The 14,550-nt window shown below is 70.8% G+C and carries 14 protein-coding genes; 11 read left to right on the forward strand and 3 right to left on the reverse strand.

The features are described 5' to 3' along the window. Window positions 1–137: 137 nt before the first annotated feature. From NYO98_RS20005 to NYO98_RS20030, 6 genes are all read left to right on the forward strand, one after another. Entirely contained in the window at window positions 138–2,588 is a 2,451-nt protein-coding gene (locus NYO98_RS20005; RefSeq protein ID WP_268113614.1) for a LuxR C-terminal-related transcriptional regulator, read from the forward strand. Between the two features lie 100 nt (window positions 2,589–2,688). Continuing rightward, window positions 2,689–2,961: a hypothetical protein gene (locus tag NYO98_RS20010; RefSeq protein ID WP_268113615.1), complete on the forward strand. Its 273-nt coding sequence runs from the start codon at window positions 2,689–2,691 to the stop codon at window positions 2,959–2,961. 40 nt (window positions 2,962–3,001) lie between these two features. Then, window positions 3,002–3,775, forward strand: coding sequence for a DUF4386 domain-containing protein (locus tag NYO98_RS20015; RefSeq protein WP_268113616.1), 774 nt, complete (start codon window positions 3,002–3,004; stop codon window positions 3,773–3,775). After that, window positions 3,772–4,749 (forward strand): ABC transporter ATP-binding protein, encoded by a 978-nt coding sequence (locus tag NYO98_RS20020; RefSeq protein WP_268113617.1) that lies wholly within the window; start codon window positions 3,772–3,774, stop codon window positions 4,747–4,749. Before NYO98_RS20015 ends, NYO98_RS20020 begins: the two co-directional genes overlap by 4 nt. Continuing rightward, entirely contained in the window at window positions 4,746–5,561 is an 816-nt protein-coding gene (locus NYO98_RS20025; RefSeq protein WP_268113618.1) for an ABC transporter permease, read from the forward strand. The genes NYO98_RS20020 and NYO98_RS20025 overlap by 4 nt, the downstream gene beginning before the upstream one ends. 217 nt (window positions 5,562–5,778) lie before the next feature. Beyond that, complete coding sequence (locus NYO98_RS20030; RefSeq protein WP_268113619.1) at window positions 5,779–6,324, forward strand: hypothetical protein; 546 nt, start codon at window positions 5,779–5,781, stop codon at window positions 6,322–6,324. Between the two features lie 2 nt (window positions 6,325–6,326). Here NYO98_RS20030 and NYO98_RS20035 read toward each other — a convergent pair whose 3' ends face one another. After that, window positions 6,327–7,949, reverse strand: a complete 1,623-nt coding sequence (locus NYO98_RS20035; protein ID WP_268113620.1) for an amino acid permease — start codon at window positions 7,947–7,949, stop codon at window positions 6,327–6,329. Between the two features lie 158 nt (window positions 7,950–8,107). Between NYO98_RS20035 and NYO98_RS20040 the strand changes: the two genes are divergently transcribed. The 5 genes from NYO98_RS20040 to NYO98_RS20060 are packed head-to-tail and all read left to right on the forward strand — an operon-like array spanning window position 8,108 to window position 13,145. Continuing rightward, the gene (locus NYO98_RS20040) at window positions 8,108–8,842 is read left to right on the forward strand and encodes a FadR/GntR family transcriptional regulator (RefSeq protein ID WP_268113621.1); all 735 of its coding nucleotides are present in this window, start codon (window positions 8,108–8,110) and stop codon (window positions 8,840–8,842) included. A gap of 8 nt (window positions 8,843–8,850) precedes the next feature. Beyond that, a complete protein-coding gene (locus tag NYO98_RS20045) occupies window positions 8,851–10,221 on the forward strand; it encodes a glutamine synthetase family protein (protein WP_326494467.1) in 1,371 nt (456 codons plus the stop codon). 25 nt (window positions 10,222–10,246) lie between these two features. Continuing rightward, window positions 10,247–11,599 (forward strand): aldehyde dehydrogenase family protein, encoded by a 1,353-nt coding sequence (locus NYO98_RS20050; RefSeq protein WP_268113622.1) that lies wholly within the window; start codon window positions 10,247–10,249, stop codon window positions 11,597–11,599. A gap of 36 nt (window positions 11,600–11,635) precedes the next feature. After that, a complete protein-coding gene (locus NYO98_RS20055) occupies window positions 11,636–12,415 on the forward strand; it encodes a 3-oxoacyl-ACP reductase (protein WP_268113624.1) in 780 nt (259 codons plus the stop codon). A gap of 7 nt (window positions 12,416–12,422) precedes the next feature. Next, window positions 12,423–13,145, forward strand: a complete 723-nt coding sequence (locus tag NYO98_RS20060) for a gamma-glutamyl-gamma-aminobutyrate hydrolase family protein (protein ID WP_268113625.1) — start codon at window positions 12,423–12,425, stop codon at window positions 13,143–13,145. On the opposite strand, the gene NYO98_RS20065 is transcribed toward NYO98_RS20060, so the two are convergent. Both NYO98_RS20065 and NYO98_RS20070 read right to left on the reverse strand, forming a co-directional pair. Continuing rightward, window positions 13,142–13,588 (reverse strand): VanZ family protein, encoded by a 447-nt coding sequence (locus NYO98_RS20065; RefSeq protein WP_268113626.1) that lies wholly within the window; start codon window positions 13,586–13,588, stop codon window positions 13,142–13,144. The genes NYO98_RS20060 and NYO98_RS20065 overlap by 4 nt on opposite strands. A 28-nt stretch (window positions 13,589–13,616) precedes the next feature. Next, window positions 13,617–14,549: a universal stress protein gene (locus tag NYO98_RS20070; RefSeq protein WP_268113627.1), complete on the reverse strand. Its 933-nt coding sequence runs from the start codon at window positions 14,547–14,549 to the stop codon at window positions 13,617–13,619. Window position 14,550: the final 1 nt, after the last annotated feature.

The raw sequence follows: 14,550 nt of genomic DNA on the forward strand, positions 1-14,550 counted from the left end.
CGCCCGCCGGCTTCGGGAAGTCCACGCTGTTGGCGTCGGCCTACGGTGACGCAGCCTCGGTGGCGTGGGTGTCTCTGGACCGGCGGGACGGCGACCCTTCTCGCTTCTGGACCTACGTCCTCCATGCTCTTGACGCCGTGAGCTCCGGCTCGGCCGCCACCGCGTTGAGCGTCCTCGAGTCAGCCGGCGGCACGCTGACAGATGTCATCGGGATCCTGGTGAACGAGTTGAGTGTCCGCGCCGAGGACGTGACCATGGTGCTCGACGACTACCACCTCGCCGACACCCCCGAGGTCAGCGAGACGGTCGCGCTGCTCCTGGAGCACCGGCCGCCACAACTTCGGCTGGTCCTCGGAACGCGCGCTGATCCGGCGCTGCCGTTGTCACGGCTGCGCGCTCGCGGGGAGCTGGTCGAGCTCCGTGCCGCAGACCTGCGGTTCACCCTCGACGAGGCCGGCGACTACCTGAACGAGGTCCATGACCTCGGGTTGACAACGTCTGACGTCGAGACCTTGGAGACCCGGACCGAAGGATGGGTCGCAGCGCTGCAGCTGGCCGCAGTCTCGTTGCGGGGCCGGGACGACTCCTCGGGGTTCATCGCGTCGTTCGCCGGCGACGACCGTTTCGTCGTCGACTTCTTGGCCGACGAGGTCCTCGACCAGCAGCCCGGTCCACTGCGGCGGTTCCTGCTGGACACCTCGGTGCTGGACCGGCTCTCGGGCCCGTTGTGCGATGCGGTCGCCGGCCCCGTCGACGGCATGGCCGGCGGTGCTGTGCTCGAGCTGCTGGAACGACGCAACCTGCTCCTGGTGCCGCTCGACGACCACCGACGCTGGTACCGCTACCACCACCTGTTCGCCGACGTGCTGCATGCGAGGCTGCTGGCCGAGCGTCCAGGTGATATTCCGGTGCTGCACGGGCGGGCGACCGGCTGGTACGAGCAGGCGGGGGACGTGGAGGCGGCGGTCCGTCACGCCTTCGCGGCGGGCGACGTGGACCGTGCAGCAGACCTCATCGAGGTCGCCACTCCAGACCTTCGACGGCGCCGGGCCGAGCGGCTGCTACGAAGCTGGGTGCCGGCCGTGCCGTCGGAGGTGTTGGCGCGCCGGCCGGTCCTCGCGAGCAACCTGGCCGGTGGCCTGATGGCGAGCAATGTCTTCGACGGTGTGAGCGAGCGCCTCGACGCCATCGAGGCCACGCTGGCCTCGCCGCCGATCGACATGGTGGTGCGAGACGAGGCAGAGTGGCGGCGACTGCCTGCGGTCGTGGCGACCCATCGCTCCGGCCTCGCCCTGGTGTCTGGAGACCTGGAAGCGACGCTTCAGCAGGCCGACGTCGCGCTGGAGCGGGCGGGTGCCTCAGACCAGTTGACGGTCGCATCCGCGTCCGCGCTCAAGGGGCTGGCGTCGTGGACGGTCGGAGACCTCGTAGCGGCACTGGACAGCTACCGGGCCGCCGCCCGGGGACTCGCAGCTGTGGACTACGTCGCCGACGTGCTTGCCTGCACAGTCACGGTGGTCGACCTGGAGCTGGCGCTGGGCCACCTCGACGCCGCCCAGCGGGCCGCACAGGACGCACTCGACCTCGCCGACGCAGCCCAGGACCGGTTGCAGGTGGACGTCGTGCGCGGGACGGCGGACATGCGGCTGGCGTTGGCGCGTGTGGCGTGGGAGCGGGGCGAGTCCGACGAGGCCGCAGATCATCTACGGGCTGCGGGTGACCTCGGCGACGACGCCGGCCTTCCGCAACATCCGTACCGATGGCGTGTCGCGATGGCCACCCTTCGCGAAAGCGGTGGCGAGCACGAGGCCGCAGACGCGCTGCTGGTCGAAGCGGAGCGACTCTTCAACAGCGACTTCCTGCCGAACGTCCGGCCCGTGCCCGCCGTGCGCGCAAGGCTGCAGATCCGCCACGGCGATCTCGCCGCTGCACGGCAGTGGGCCGCCAAGGCGGGAGTGGCCCTCCAGGACGACCTCAGCTACCTGCGCGAGTACGAGAACGTCACCTTCGCGCTGCTCCTGATGGCCGAGCACGAGGAGACGGGCGACTCGGCGATGCTGGGGGCGGCAGCCGCCTTGCTGAGCCGGCTCCGGGACTCCGCCGCCGCCGGTTCTCGCACGGCCACCGTCGTCGAGACCTCCATCCTGCTGGCCTTGGCTGCCGACGCTGCTGGTCACGATGAGAAGGCGCTCTCGTGGCTGACGGATGTCAGCGCTCTCGCGCATGCCGTCGGCTGGGTGCGCCCGTTCCTCGATGCCGACCCGCGGATCCAGGGCCTGCTGGCGTTGACGCCCGGAGGATCGGCGTTCGCGGATTCTGTGGCGGCCGCCTCTCGCGACGCGGTCACCGTCGCCGCTCGAGGGGCTTCGGAAGGCCCGGGAGGCGGCGCGGCTCTGGTCGCACCGCTCAGCGCTCGAGAGCTCGACGTACTGCGCCTGCTCGGCTCGGACCTCGACGGTCCCGCCATCGCCCGCCACCTCAACGTGTCGCTGCCCACCGTGCGTACCCACACCCAACGGATCTACATGAAGCTCGGCGTGAACAACCGCCGCGCCGCAGTCCGTCGGGCCCACCAGCTGCGTCTCTGACGCCACCTCGGTTGCCCCCACGCCAACCGGACGAAGTTCATCACCGCTGTCATCACCTGTGATGACGCGCTCTCATCAGGTCCGTTCCTAGCTTCGCGCCATGAGCAGCAGCGACACCTCCCCCGCTACGACGGGCGAACCGGCCGGCGCCCGGGCCGGTGACTGGTACGAGATCCGTGTCCAAGGCCGACTCGACGACCGCTGGACTGCCTGGTTCGACGGCCTCGACCTGTCTCGCGCCGACGACGGCACGACCGCCCTGCGAGGCCCCGTCACCGACCAGGCGGCCCTTCACGGACTGCTGCACAAGCTGCGCGACCTCGGGGTCCCGCTCCTCTCCGTCACCCGGACCGAACCCGGCCCGACGGCCTGATCCCATCCACCGCCTTCATCGACGCACCCAGGAGCCCCAGATGACCACCACCCAGCGCACCACGAGCGTCACCGCTCCCCGCCAGACGACCCCCAATCCGACGCGCCGGGCCGCCACCATCGTCGGCTGGCTGTTCATCGTCACCTACGTGACCTCCATCGCAGCCAAGATCGGGTTCTACCCGCCGCTGTTCGACGGGAACTACATCACCGGCCCCGGAGACGACACCCGCGTCCTGTGGGGCGCGTTCGCAGAGTGCATCCTCATCATCGCCAACATCGGCACCGCCACCGCGCTGTACACCGTCGTCAAGCACAGGTACCCGAACCTCGGGCTCGCCTTCATCGCCGCCCGCATCATGGAGAGCGTCTTCATCGGTGTCGGCATCCTCGCCGTCCTCAGCGTCGTCACGATGCGACAGGACTACGCGGCCGCCGACGACCAGTCCGCCGCCGGCCTGGCCGTCGTCGGAAACGCCTTCCTCACCATGCAGCAGTGGACGTTCAACCTCGGCCCTCAATTCGTCGTCGGTGTCGGCAACGGCCTCGTCCTCGGCTGGATGATGTGGCGCTCCGGCCTGGTGCCCCGCCCGCTCGCCGCGCTCGGCCTCATCGGCGGCACGTGCATCGTCCTCACTGGCTCCGCCGCCGTCCTCGACCTCATCGAGCCCGGCGGTGCCTTCCAGAGCCTCTCCGCCGCCCCGGAGTTCTTCTGGGAGCTCGGCTTCGGCATCTACCTCATCGTCAAGGGCTTCAAGACCCCCACCGACACCCCACGCACGACGGATGACGAGGCAGCGGCGGTGGCGCGATGATCACCGTCGACGCCGTCACCAAGACATACGGCACCTTCACCGCCGTCGACGACGTCACCTTCACGGCCCTCCCGGGACGCGTCACCGGCTTCCTCGGCCCGAACGGGGCCGGGAAGTCGACCACCCTGCGGGTCCTGGTCGGACTCACCCCGCCCGACCGAGGCTCCGCACAGGTCCTGGGTCGCCGGTTCAAGGACCTGCCCAACCCGGGCAGGGAGGTCGGCGTCCTCCTCGACGCCTCCGCCCAGCACGCCGGTCGCACCGGTCGTGAGGTCCTCACCATCGCCCAGCGCACCATGGCCCTTCCGAGCGCACGAGTCGACGACGTGATCGATACCGTGGCCCTTACTGAGGACGAGGCCGGACGACGCCTGCGGGACTACTCGCTGGGCATGCGGCAACGTCTCGGCCTCGCCCACGCCCTCCTTGGCGACCCCGAGGTCCTCATCCTCGACGAGCCCGCCAACGGCCTCGACCCCGCCGGCATCAGGTGGATGCGGGACCTGCTCCGCGGGTACGCCGACCGCGGCGCCACCGTGCTTCTGTCCTCGCACCTGCTGCACGAGATCGAGGTCGTCGCCGACGACCTGGTCGTCATCGGCCACGGTCGCGTGGTTGCGGCCGGCACCAAGGCCGACCTCCTCGCCGGAGCCGGCACCCACGCCGCCACCCGAAGTCCCGCAGCTCTCTCGGGCGCCCTCACCGCGTCCGAGGTGACCCACCAGCTCGTCGAGACCGCCGGCACTTCGGGCGTGGACCACCCGGTCGTCCTTCGCGTCGACACCGACCCCGAGACCGTCGGCCAGGTTGCCGCGGCCGCCGGCATCGCCCTCACCGAGCTGCGGTCCGCCGACGGCGCCGGCCTGGAAGAGATGTTCCTAGCCCTGACCGCCGACACCCAGCGCGACCGCCACCCGACCACCGAAGCGGCCGCGGCCGCGGAGACACCCAGCCTGCAAGGAGCAGTCGCATGAGCACCCACACCGCGCCGATGGCCGTGACGTCCCGCTCGGCCCTCCCGTCCCGGACGGCGCTTCTTCCCGTCCCGGTTGTTCGCCTCGTCGGCGTGGAACTGCGCAAGAGCTTCGACACCCGCTCGGGTATGTGGTTGCTCGCCAGCCTAGGCTTGGCCGCGGTACTCACGACCGGCGCAATCATTGCGTGGTCTCCGGCCGAGCAGCTGACGTACAGCCAGTTCACTCTTGCCATCGGCGTGCCCATGACCATCATCTTGCCCATCATCGCGGTGTTGTCGGTGACGTCGGAGTGGAGCCAGCGCTCCGGTCTCGCGACCTTCACCCTCGTCCCGCACCGCGGCAAGGTCCTGACCGCGAAGGCCGTCGCCGCCGTCCTGGTCACCGTGCCGGCCACAGTGGCAGCCTTCAGTGTCGGAGCTCTCGGCACCCTCGCGGGCGCAACCCTGGCCGGTATCGACCCCGTGTGGGACCAAGGATGGGCCGACGTCGGCTACTTCGCGCTCGGGCAGACGCTGCTGCTCCTCACCGGGTTCGCTCTGGGCGCTCTCATCCGCAACAGCTCGGGCGCCATCGTGGCCTACATGTTGTACGGGTTCGTGGCTCCCGGCCTGCTGGCGTTCCTGGCACTCAACCAGGAGTGGTTCGCCGACGCCCGGCCGTGGGTCGACGCGAAGTACAACCAGGACGCGATCCTGCGTGGCGCCCTGACCGGCGACGGATGGTCCCACCTGGCGGTGACCAGTCTGGTGTGGTTGGTCGTCCCGATGGTCGTCGCCGTTGTCAACGTCCTCCGGTCGGAGGTGAAGTGACGTGGAGAGACGCCGCGTCGAGGACGACGCCGTCTCGCGGCCACAGTCGGAGGGACCGGATCGGGCCGGCGGTCGTGTCGTCGTCCAGGCCCGCTCCGGCGGGCCGGAGGTCCTTCGAGACGTCCTGGGGTTCTTCTGCGTCCGGAGCAACCTCGGGCGGTCCGGCTGCGTCATCCCTGTGACCGGCCGATCCGCGGCCTCGACTCGGGAGCCGCACATGCGTCGCACCACCCTGACCACCGCCCTGGCCACTGCCCTCACCACCGTTGCGCTGACCCTGCTGGCGGCGCTCCCGACCGGGGCCTCCACCGCTGCGCCCGCCCCGGGGGCCGCGTCGGTGCGGACGGTCACCTACCCCGGCCTCGGCGCGACCGTGACGCTCGACCACCTCGACCGGATCGCCCGGACCCCCCGGCCGTTCCAGGACTTCGTCGAGCGGCGGCTGACCCGGCTGTGGAAGCAGAACGACCCGCGTCCGAGGTGCCGGCCGGCGGCGACGATGATCGTGAAGACGTGGCGCTCGGACGGCTACGCGCTCATCAGCGACATGGGCAACTTCGCTCCGTGCCCCGCCGGTGGCTGGGTGCAGATCGCCGTCCGGACCGCCGACGGATGGCGCACGCCGGTGCGGCTCGGCGCCCAGGAGCCGTTCCGCTGCCGCGTCCTGGCGTCGTACGACGTCCCGGTGGCCGTGGTCCCGGACGGCAAGTGCTACGCCGGCGGCCAGGTCGTGTCGTACGAGGCGTGGCTCGCGGAGCGCTGACGTCAGCCCTCGAACGCCTCCACGACCGTCTCGTCGATGGTGGTCCTCGGTCCGGTGAACCACCTCTTGGCGGAGACGTTCCACCACACGGCCAGCAGCGCGAGCGAGGCGAGGGTCACGAGGGGTGCGTAGTTGACGAACTTCCACGCGAAGTCGGTCTCGCTGAACGGGTTGCCGGCCGGCACGAACGGCATCGACAGGTAGAGGATGACGATGACGATCTCGGCGACGGCGACGAGGTTCATCCACTTGTACTTGGCGCCGTTGTTCCAGGTGCCGACCTCGAACCGGTCGCCGTGCTTCCAGCGCAGCCAGATGGGGATCGCGAAGGCGAGGTAGAGCCCCATCACCGCGATCGAGGTGACCGCGTAGAAGGCCACCGGGACGATCAGCGGGGCGTCGGGGGTGCCGATGTTGACCTCCACCAGCGCGGGCAGGGTGACGGCGGCCGAGAAGAACGCCACGAACATCACGGCGTTGGAGGGGACCCGCGTCGCGGTCAGCTTCTTGAGGGTGGAGGACCCCGGGATGGCCCCGTCGCGGCTGAAGGCGAACGTCATCCGCGAGGCCGACGTCATGCACGAGGTCGCGCAGAAGAACTGCGCCGAGGCGGAGATGAAGAGCACGAGCCCCGCCCAGTTCGCGCCCATCGACTGCACGAAGATGTACGCCACTCCGCCGGCGCCGACGCCCGCGTTGTCGGGGTTGCCGCTCGCGTCGTCGGGGATGGCGAAGACGACCGTCAGCAGCAGGATGTAGCCGCCGATCACCGAGTAGAGGATCGACTGCCAGATGCCCTTCGCGGCCGCGGTCGAGGCCTCGGCGGTCTCCTCCGAGAGGTGCGCGCAGGCGTCGAACCCGGTGATCGTGTACTGCGTCAGCAGGAAGCCGAAGGGCACGATGGCGAACCAGAACCCGAGCGTGCCGGTCTCCCCGCCGAAGTAGCCCGAGTTGTTGAAGCGCTCGGTGAAGACGTAGCTGAACGACTGGTGCTGCTCGGGGACGAACAGCAGGATCACCACGATGGCCGCCGCGCCGACGACGTGCCACCACACCGAGACGTTGTTCATGACCGCCATCAGGTGGCTGCTGAAGATGTTGAGCACCGACACCAGCACCAGGACGACCAGGAAGATGACGAAGACCCGGGTCAGCGAGTAGCCCTCGGCGAAGCTCTCCGACCACGTGCTGATCGTCAGGTCGATGAAGGTCGCGCAGCCGTAGGAGACACCGGCGGTCACGGCGACGAGGCCGATCAGGTTCAGCCAGCCGGTGAAGAACCCGGCCATCGGGCCACCGAGCTTGGCGGCCCACCAGTAGATGCCTCCGGACGTCGGGTAGGCCGACACCAGCTCCGACATGGTGAAGCCGATGATGAGGATGAAGATGCCGAGGATCGGCCACGACCAGGAGATCGAGATCGGGCCACCGTTGTTGAAGCCGGCGCCGAAGTTGGTGAAGCAGCCGGCGAGGATCGAGATGATCGAGAACGAGATCGCGAAGTTGGAGAAGCCCGACCACGAGCGGTTGAGCTCCTGGCTGTAGCCGAGCTTCGCCAGGTGCTTCTCGTCCTCGCTGAGCTGTGCGACGTGGTGAGCCGGGACCGGCTCGTGTGCTTCGGGCATGGCGGACCCTCCGAACAGACGATCGTGCGAATGTGAACCGGACGCTAGACCCGGCCCGATTCGGGTGTAAATACGTTGGCGGAAAAATGGTATGAACTCAGACCATTGCTTCTCGGCGCCGATTGACGCCGGCCGTCGTCGCCCCGAAGGATGAGGTCGTGACCGCATCGCCCGCACCGCACCTGCCCGGAGCGGTGCTGCGGCCGGTGCGCGGGCACCACGCGTTCGAGGCGTGCGTGGAGCAGCTCGCCACCGCGATCCGCCTGGGGGTCTACCCGCTCGGGTCGACGCTGCCGCCGGAGCGCGAGCTCGCCACCATGCTCCACGTCTCGCGGGCGACGCTCCGCGAGGCGATGGCCGCGCTGCGCGAGGCGGGTCTGGTCCAGACCACGCGCGGCCGCGGCGGCGGCACCGTCGTCACGCTGAAGCCGCGGACGCCGCCCGCCCGGGCCGCCGCCCGGATCTCGGCGGCCCGGCGCGGCGACTGGCTCGACGCGCTGGAGTTCCGCCGCATCGTCGAGCCCGGCGCCGCATACCTCGCGGCGAGCGCGACGCTCGACCAGGAGCACCTCGGCCAGCTCGAGCGCGCGCACGCCGAGGTGGCTGCCGCCACGAAGACGGCGCAGCACCGGCAGGCGGACTCCCGCTTCCACCTGACGATCGCATCGCTGTCCGGCTCGCCGCGGACCGTCGAGGCGGTGACCTCGGTGCAGGCGACCCTGCACGAGATGCTGCTGGCGATCCCGGTGCTCGGCACCAACATCGCCCACTCGGACCGGCAGCACGCCGCGCTCGTGCGGGCCATCGAGTCCGGCAACGCCGAGCGGGCGCGCAAGACCATGGAGCAACACTGCGACGACACGGCGGCGCTGCTGCGCGGCCTCGTGGGATAGGAGACCCGGTGACCCAGCTGCGCAACGACCGCCACCTCACCATGGAGGGACTGCGCCAGCGCATCGACGCCGGCGACGTCGACACGGTGGTCCTCGCCTTCACCGACATGCAGGGCCGGCTGCAGGGCAAGCGCCTGCACGGGCGCTACTTCCTCGACCACGTGGTGGGTCACGGCACCGAGGGCTGCAACTACCTCCTCGCCGTCGACGTCGACATGAACACCGTCGCCGGCTACGCGATGACGTCGTGGGAGCAGGGCTACGGCGACATGGAGTTCGTCATGGACGAGCAGACGATCCGGCTGCTGCCGTGGCTCCCGGCGACCGCGATGGTCCAGTGCGACCTCGAGTGGACCGACCACCGCCCGGTCGTCGCGAGCCCCCGCGCGATCCTCAAGGCCCAGCTCGCGCGGCTCGCCGAGCGCGGACTCGTCGCCATGGCCGGCACGGAGCTCGAGCTCGTCATCTACGACGACAGCTACGAGGACGCGCACCGCATGGGCTACCGCGGCCTCACCCCGGCCAACCAGTACAACGTCGACTACTCGATCCTCGGCACCACGCGCATCGAGCCGCTGCTGCGCGACATCCGCAACCACATGTACGCCGCGGGGCTCGACGTCGAGGGCGCGAAGGGCGAGTGCAACTTCGGCCAGCACGAGGTGGGGTTCCTCTTCAACGACGCCCTGACGACCGCCGACAACCACGCCGTCTACAAGAACGCCGCCAAGGAGATCGCTGCCCAGCACGGCAGGTCCGTGACCTTCATGGCGAAGCCCAACGAGCGCGAGGGCAGCTCGTGCCACATCCACCTGTCGCTGCGCGGCGAGGACGGCTCGCTCGTGTTCTGGGACGACGCGAACCAGGGGCGTACGCCGCTCTACGACAGCTTCATCGCCGGCGTGCTCGCGACGGCCGCGGACTTCACCCTGCTCTTCGCGCCCAACATCAACTCCTACAAGCGGTTCGCCGACGGCTCGTTCGCCCCCACCACGATCGGCTGGGGCCTGGACAACCGCACGTGCGCCGTCCGCCTGGTTGGGTCCGGGGCCGGCGCGAGGATGGAGAACCGCATCCCCGGTGCCGACACCAACCCGTACCTGGCCCTGGCCGCGATGATCGCGGGCGGGCTGCACGGCATCGAGGAGGAGCTGGAGCTCGAGCCGGAGCTGACCGGCAACGCCTACGCCTCGGACAAGCCGCGCGTGCCTCACACGCTGGCCGCCGCGCGGGAGGCGTTCCACTCCTCGTCCGTCGTCCGGGGCGCCCTGGGCGACGAGGTCGTCGACCACTACGCCAACATGGCCGACGTCGAGCTGGCTGCCTACAACGCCGCCGTCACCGACTGGGAGCTCGTCCGCGGCTTCGAGCGGCTGTGACAAGGGCTTGCGAGGAAGGTCTGACATGAGCACTCTCATCAATCCGAGCACCGGCGAGGAGCTGGACGCCTCCCCCGCCTCGGCGTCGCTCGAGGACGCCGACGCCGTCATCGCCCGCGCCCACGAGGCGTTCCCGGCGTGGCGTGACCTCGCGCCCGGCGAGCGGGCGCGGCTGCTCCGCGCGTTCGCCGCGGTGGTCGACGCGCACAACGAGGAGCTCGCCCGGCTCGAGGTCCTCAACGCCGGTCACACCATCGCCAACGCGCGCTGGGAGGCGGGCAACGTCCGCGACTGCCTGAACTACTACTCCGCCACGCCGGAGCGGCTGTTCGGACGGCAGATCCCGGTCGCCGGCGGCACGGACGTGACGTTCCACGAGCCGCTCGGCGTGGTCGGCATCATCGTCCCCTGGAACTTCCCGATGCCGATCGCCGCGTGGGGCTTCGCGCCCGCCCTCGCCGCCGGCAACACGGTGGTCCTCAAGCCGGCGGAGCTCACCCCGCTGACGGCCACCCGGATCGGCGAGCTCGCCCTCGAGGCCGGTCTCCCGGAGGGCGTGCTCAACATCGTCCCCGGCAAGGGCTCGGTCGTGGGTGAGCGCTTCGTCACCCACCCGCTCGTCCGCAAGGTCTGCTTCACCGGCTCGACGACCGTCGGGAAGCAGATCATGGCCGGCTGCGCCGACCAGGTGAAGCGGGTGACGCTCGAGCTCGGCGGCAAGAGCGCCAACATCGTCTTCGCCGACACCGACGTCGCCGCGGCCGCCGCCAGCGCGCCGTACGCCGTCTTCGACAACGCCGGCCAGGACTGCTGCGCGCGGTCGCGGATCCTCGTGCAGCGATCGGCGTACGACGAGTTCGTCGGGCGCCTCGAGACCTCGGTCAAGGCCCTCCGGGTCATCGACCCGGCCGACGAGCAGAGCGAGATGGGCCCGCTCGTGTCGGCGGGCCAGCGCGACTCCGTCAGGGCCTACCTCGACGGCGCGAGCATCGCGTTCACCGGCAGCGCACCCGACGGCCCGGGCTGGTGGCTGCCGCCGACCGTCGTCGAGTCGAGCGACACGAGCGAGGCGATCTGGCGCGAGGAGGTGTTCGGCCCGGTGGTCGCGGTCATGCCGTTCGACGACGAGGACGAGGCCGTCGCGCTCGCCAACGACTCCGACTACGGCCTGTCCGGGTCGATCTTCACCTCCGACGTCGGCCGCGCCCTGCGCGTGTCGAGGCGCGTCGAGGCCGGCAACCTCTCGGTCAACAGCCACTCCTCGGTCCGCTACTGGACGCCGTTCGGCGGCTACAAGCAGTCCGGGCTGGGTCGTGAGCTCGGTCCGGACGCGCCCCACGCGTTCACCGAGGAGAAGAACGTCTTCATCGCCCACTGATCCCCGGATCCAGCTCCGAAAGGCAGGGAACACCCCATGGCAGGACGCATCGAGGGCCGCACCGCCGTCGTGACCGGCGGTTGCAGCGGCATCGGGCTGGCGACCGTGCGCCGCTTCGTGGAGGAGGGCGCCCGCGTCGTCATCGGCGACATCGACGACGCGGCGGGCCAGGCGCTGGCGGCCGAGCTAGGTGGCCCCGACGTGGTGACCTACGTCCACGTCGACGTCACGTCGAAGGAGGAGGTGGACGCGCTCTTCCGGACGGCGAAGGAGACCTACGGCTCGGTCGACGTCGCCTTCAACAACGCCGGCATCAGCCCGCCGGAGGACGACTCGATCCTCGACACCGACCTCGACGCCTGGCGCCGGGTCCAGGAGGTCAACCTCACCAGCGTCTACCTCTGCTGCAAGGCGGCGCTGCCCTACATGCTCGAGCAGAAGCGCGGCTCGATCATCAACACCGCCTCCTTCGTGGCCGTGATGGGCGCGGCCACGTCGCAGATCTCCTACTCCGCGTCGAAGGGCGGGGTGCTCTCGATGTCGCGCGAGCTCGGCGTGCAGTTCGCCCGCGAGGGTGTCCGCGTCAACGCGCTCTGCCCGGGGCCGGTCAACACGCCCCTGCTCCAGGAGCTGTTCGCCAGCGACGCCGAGCGGGCCGCGCGGCGGCTGGTGCACGTGCCGATGGGCCGCTTCGGCGAGCCCGAGGAGATGGCCAACGCGGTGCTGTTCCTCGCCTCCGACGAGTCGAGCTTCATGACGGCCACCACCTTCCTCGTCGACGGCGGCATCTCGGGTGCTTACGTCACCCCGCTCTGAGGCCGCCGTGGACGAGGCACCGGTCGTCGGGCTGACGACGTACCGCGAGGTCGCGGCGTGGGGCGTCTGGAACGCGCGGGCGGACCTGCTGCCCACGGAGTACGCCGCGGCGGTGGAGGCTGCGGGCGGGGTGCCCGTGCTGCTGCCGCCCGTCGCCCTCGCATCGGCGGCGACCCGCGTGGTGGGACGCATCGACGCACTCATGGTGTGCGGCGGTGCCGACATCGACCCGGGCCGCTACGGCGCCGAGCCGCACGCGCGCACGGCCGGGTGGCGTCCCGACCGCGACGCGTGGGAGCTCGCGCTGCTGGACGCCGCGGAGGAAGCCGGCCTCCCGGTGCTGGGGATCTGCCGCGGGATGCAGCTGATGGCCGTGCACGCGGGCGGCTCGCTCGACCAGCACACGCCCGACCTGGTCGGCCAGGACACCCACTCCCCCGGTGGCGACGCCTACGGGGAGGTGGACGTGCGGACCGAGCCCGGGTCACGGCTGGCCGCGCTGATCGGCGAGCGCACGACGGTGAGCTGCCACCACCACCAGTCGGTGGCGACCCACCCCGGGTTCACCCCCGTCGCGCGTGCCGTCGACGGCACGCTCGAGGCGATGGAGGGCACCGGCGACCGTTGGTCCCTCGCCGTCCAGTGGCACCCGGAGACGCGCGTCGAGATCGGGCTCACGGCCGGTCTCGTGGCCGCCGCGCGCGAGCACGCGGCCCGAGGCGGACGCTAGCCGCGCTCCCGCCTCCGGCGCAGCGTCGCGGGCAGCGTCAGGACCATCGCGAGCGCGATGCCGACGAACATGCCGATCGAGTTCGCGGCGACGTCGCGGGGGTCGGACACCCGGCCGGGGATCTCCCGCTGGACGGCCTCGATCATGGAGGTGAGCACGATGCCGGCGGCGAGGGCGACCAGCCACAGGCGCGTCCCGACGAGGAGCAGCAGGAACATCCCGAGCGGGACGAAGAGGCCGATGTTAGCGATGAACTCGATGCGCTCGACGCTGAGTCGGCTCGTCACCGGGTCGAGGTCCGGGTAGCGCTCGAGGCGAGCCAGCACCCGGCCGGCCAGCCCCGAGTAGTCGGGCTGCTCGTTGCCGGGCGTCAGCGTCACGAGGCCGACGAAGCCCAGGTAGAGCAGGGTCAGCAGGCTGAGGACGGGATGGCGATGCAGCACGACGCCATCATCCGGGTCCGACCTGAGCTCACGCCTGCGGGGCGATCTCGTCGGCGCTGAGGTCCCAGTCCGCGGTCGACGTGGAGTCGCCGGCGACCGGCACGACCATCACCGGGCACATCGACGCCCGCAGGACCGTCCGGGCCAGGGAGCCGAGGTGCTCCGGGATCCAGCCGCGGGCGCCCCGCCGCCCGATCACGACGAGGGAGGCGTTGCGCGAGTCGTCGACCAGGACGTCGGCCGGCCACTGGTGCCGCACCTCCACCTCGACAGGGACGGTGGGCCAGGAGTCGCGGTGGTCCGCGATGGCGGCGGAGAGCAGCCGCTTCTGCTTCTCCCGCCACTCGGCGTCCACGCGGCGGGTGATGATGTCGTCGTAGGCAGCGTCGAGACGCCACGCGTGGACGACGCGGAGCGGAGCCCCGGTCCGGTCGGCCCAGGAGAAGGCCGCCTCGAGCACCTGACGCGGCACGCCTGCCTCGTGGACACCGACCACCACCTCCGCCACACCGCCCGGCGGGGGCTCCCACCCGGCCGGCACCGACACGAGCGGGCAGAGGCACCGTGCCGCGGCCCCGTTGGCCGTCGACCCGACGAAGAGGCGCTCGAGCGCGGTCGACGTGCGGTGCTGAACGACGACGAGCCGGGCGTCGCGGCTGAGCTCGACCAGCACCTGCGACGGCACCCCCGTCAGCGCGACGACGTCGTGGGCGACGGGACCTCCGACGATCTCCTCGAGCTCCTCGGCGACCTCACGGACGATCCGCTCGGCCACGTCGATCGCCTCGGTGGGCGTCACCACCAGTCCGGGCACGGTCGGGAGGGACAGCCGTCCGACGTGCACCAGCACCACGCGTGCTCCCTCCCGTCGTGCGTGCTCGGCGGCGAAGCGCAGCGCGGACGTCTCCCGTCCGCGGCCCGTGACCCCGACGACGACGGCTCCTGAGGTCCTGCTGTCCATG

The organism is Nocardioides pini (genome assembly GCF_026712185.1).
Classification (GTDB): Bacteria; Actinomycetota; Actinomycetes; order Propionibacteriales; family Nocardioidaceae; genus Nocardioides; species Nocardioides pini.

Excerpts from the sequence above, each read along its gene's own strand:
- NYO98_RS20015 (WP_268113616.1), top strand. The coding sequence starts at position 3,002 with ATGACCACCACCCAGCGCACCACGAGCGTCACCGCTCCCCGCCAGACG.
- NYO98_RS20025 (WP_268113618.1), top strand. The coding sequence starts at position 4,746 with ATGAGCACCCACACCGCGCCGATGGCCGTGACGTCCCGCTCGGCCCTC.
- NYO98_RS20055 (WP_268113624.1), top strand. The coding sequence starts at position 11,636 with ATGGCAGGACGCATCGAGGGCCGCACCGCCGTCGTGACCGGCGGTTGC.
- NYO98_RS20070 (WP_268113627.1), bottom strand. The coding sequence starts at position 14,549 with ATGGACAGCAGGACCTCAGGAGCCGTCGTCGTCGGGGTCACGGGCCGC.
- NYO98_RS20035 (WP_268113620.1), bottom strand. The coding sequence starts at position 7,949 with ATGCCCGAAGCACACGAGCCGGTCCCGGCTCACCACGTCGCACAGCTC.
- NYO98_RS20030 (WP_268113619.1), top strand. The coding sequence starts at position 5,779 with ATGCGTCGCACCACCCTGACCACCGCCCTGGCCACTGCCCTCACCACC.
- NYO98_RS20020 (WP_268113617.1), top strand. The coding sequence starts at position 3,772 with ATGATCACCGTCGACGCCGTCACCAAGACATACGGCACCTTCACCGCC.
- NYO98_RS20010 (WP_268113615.1), top strand. The coding sequence starts at position 2,689 with ATGAGCAGCAGCGACACCTCCCCCGCTACGACGGGCGAACCGGCCGGC.
- NYO98_RS20050 (WP_268113622.1), top strand. The coding sequence starts at position 10,247 with ATGAGCACTCTCATCAATCCGAGCACCGGCGAGGAGCTGGACGCCTCC.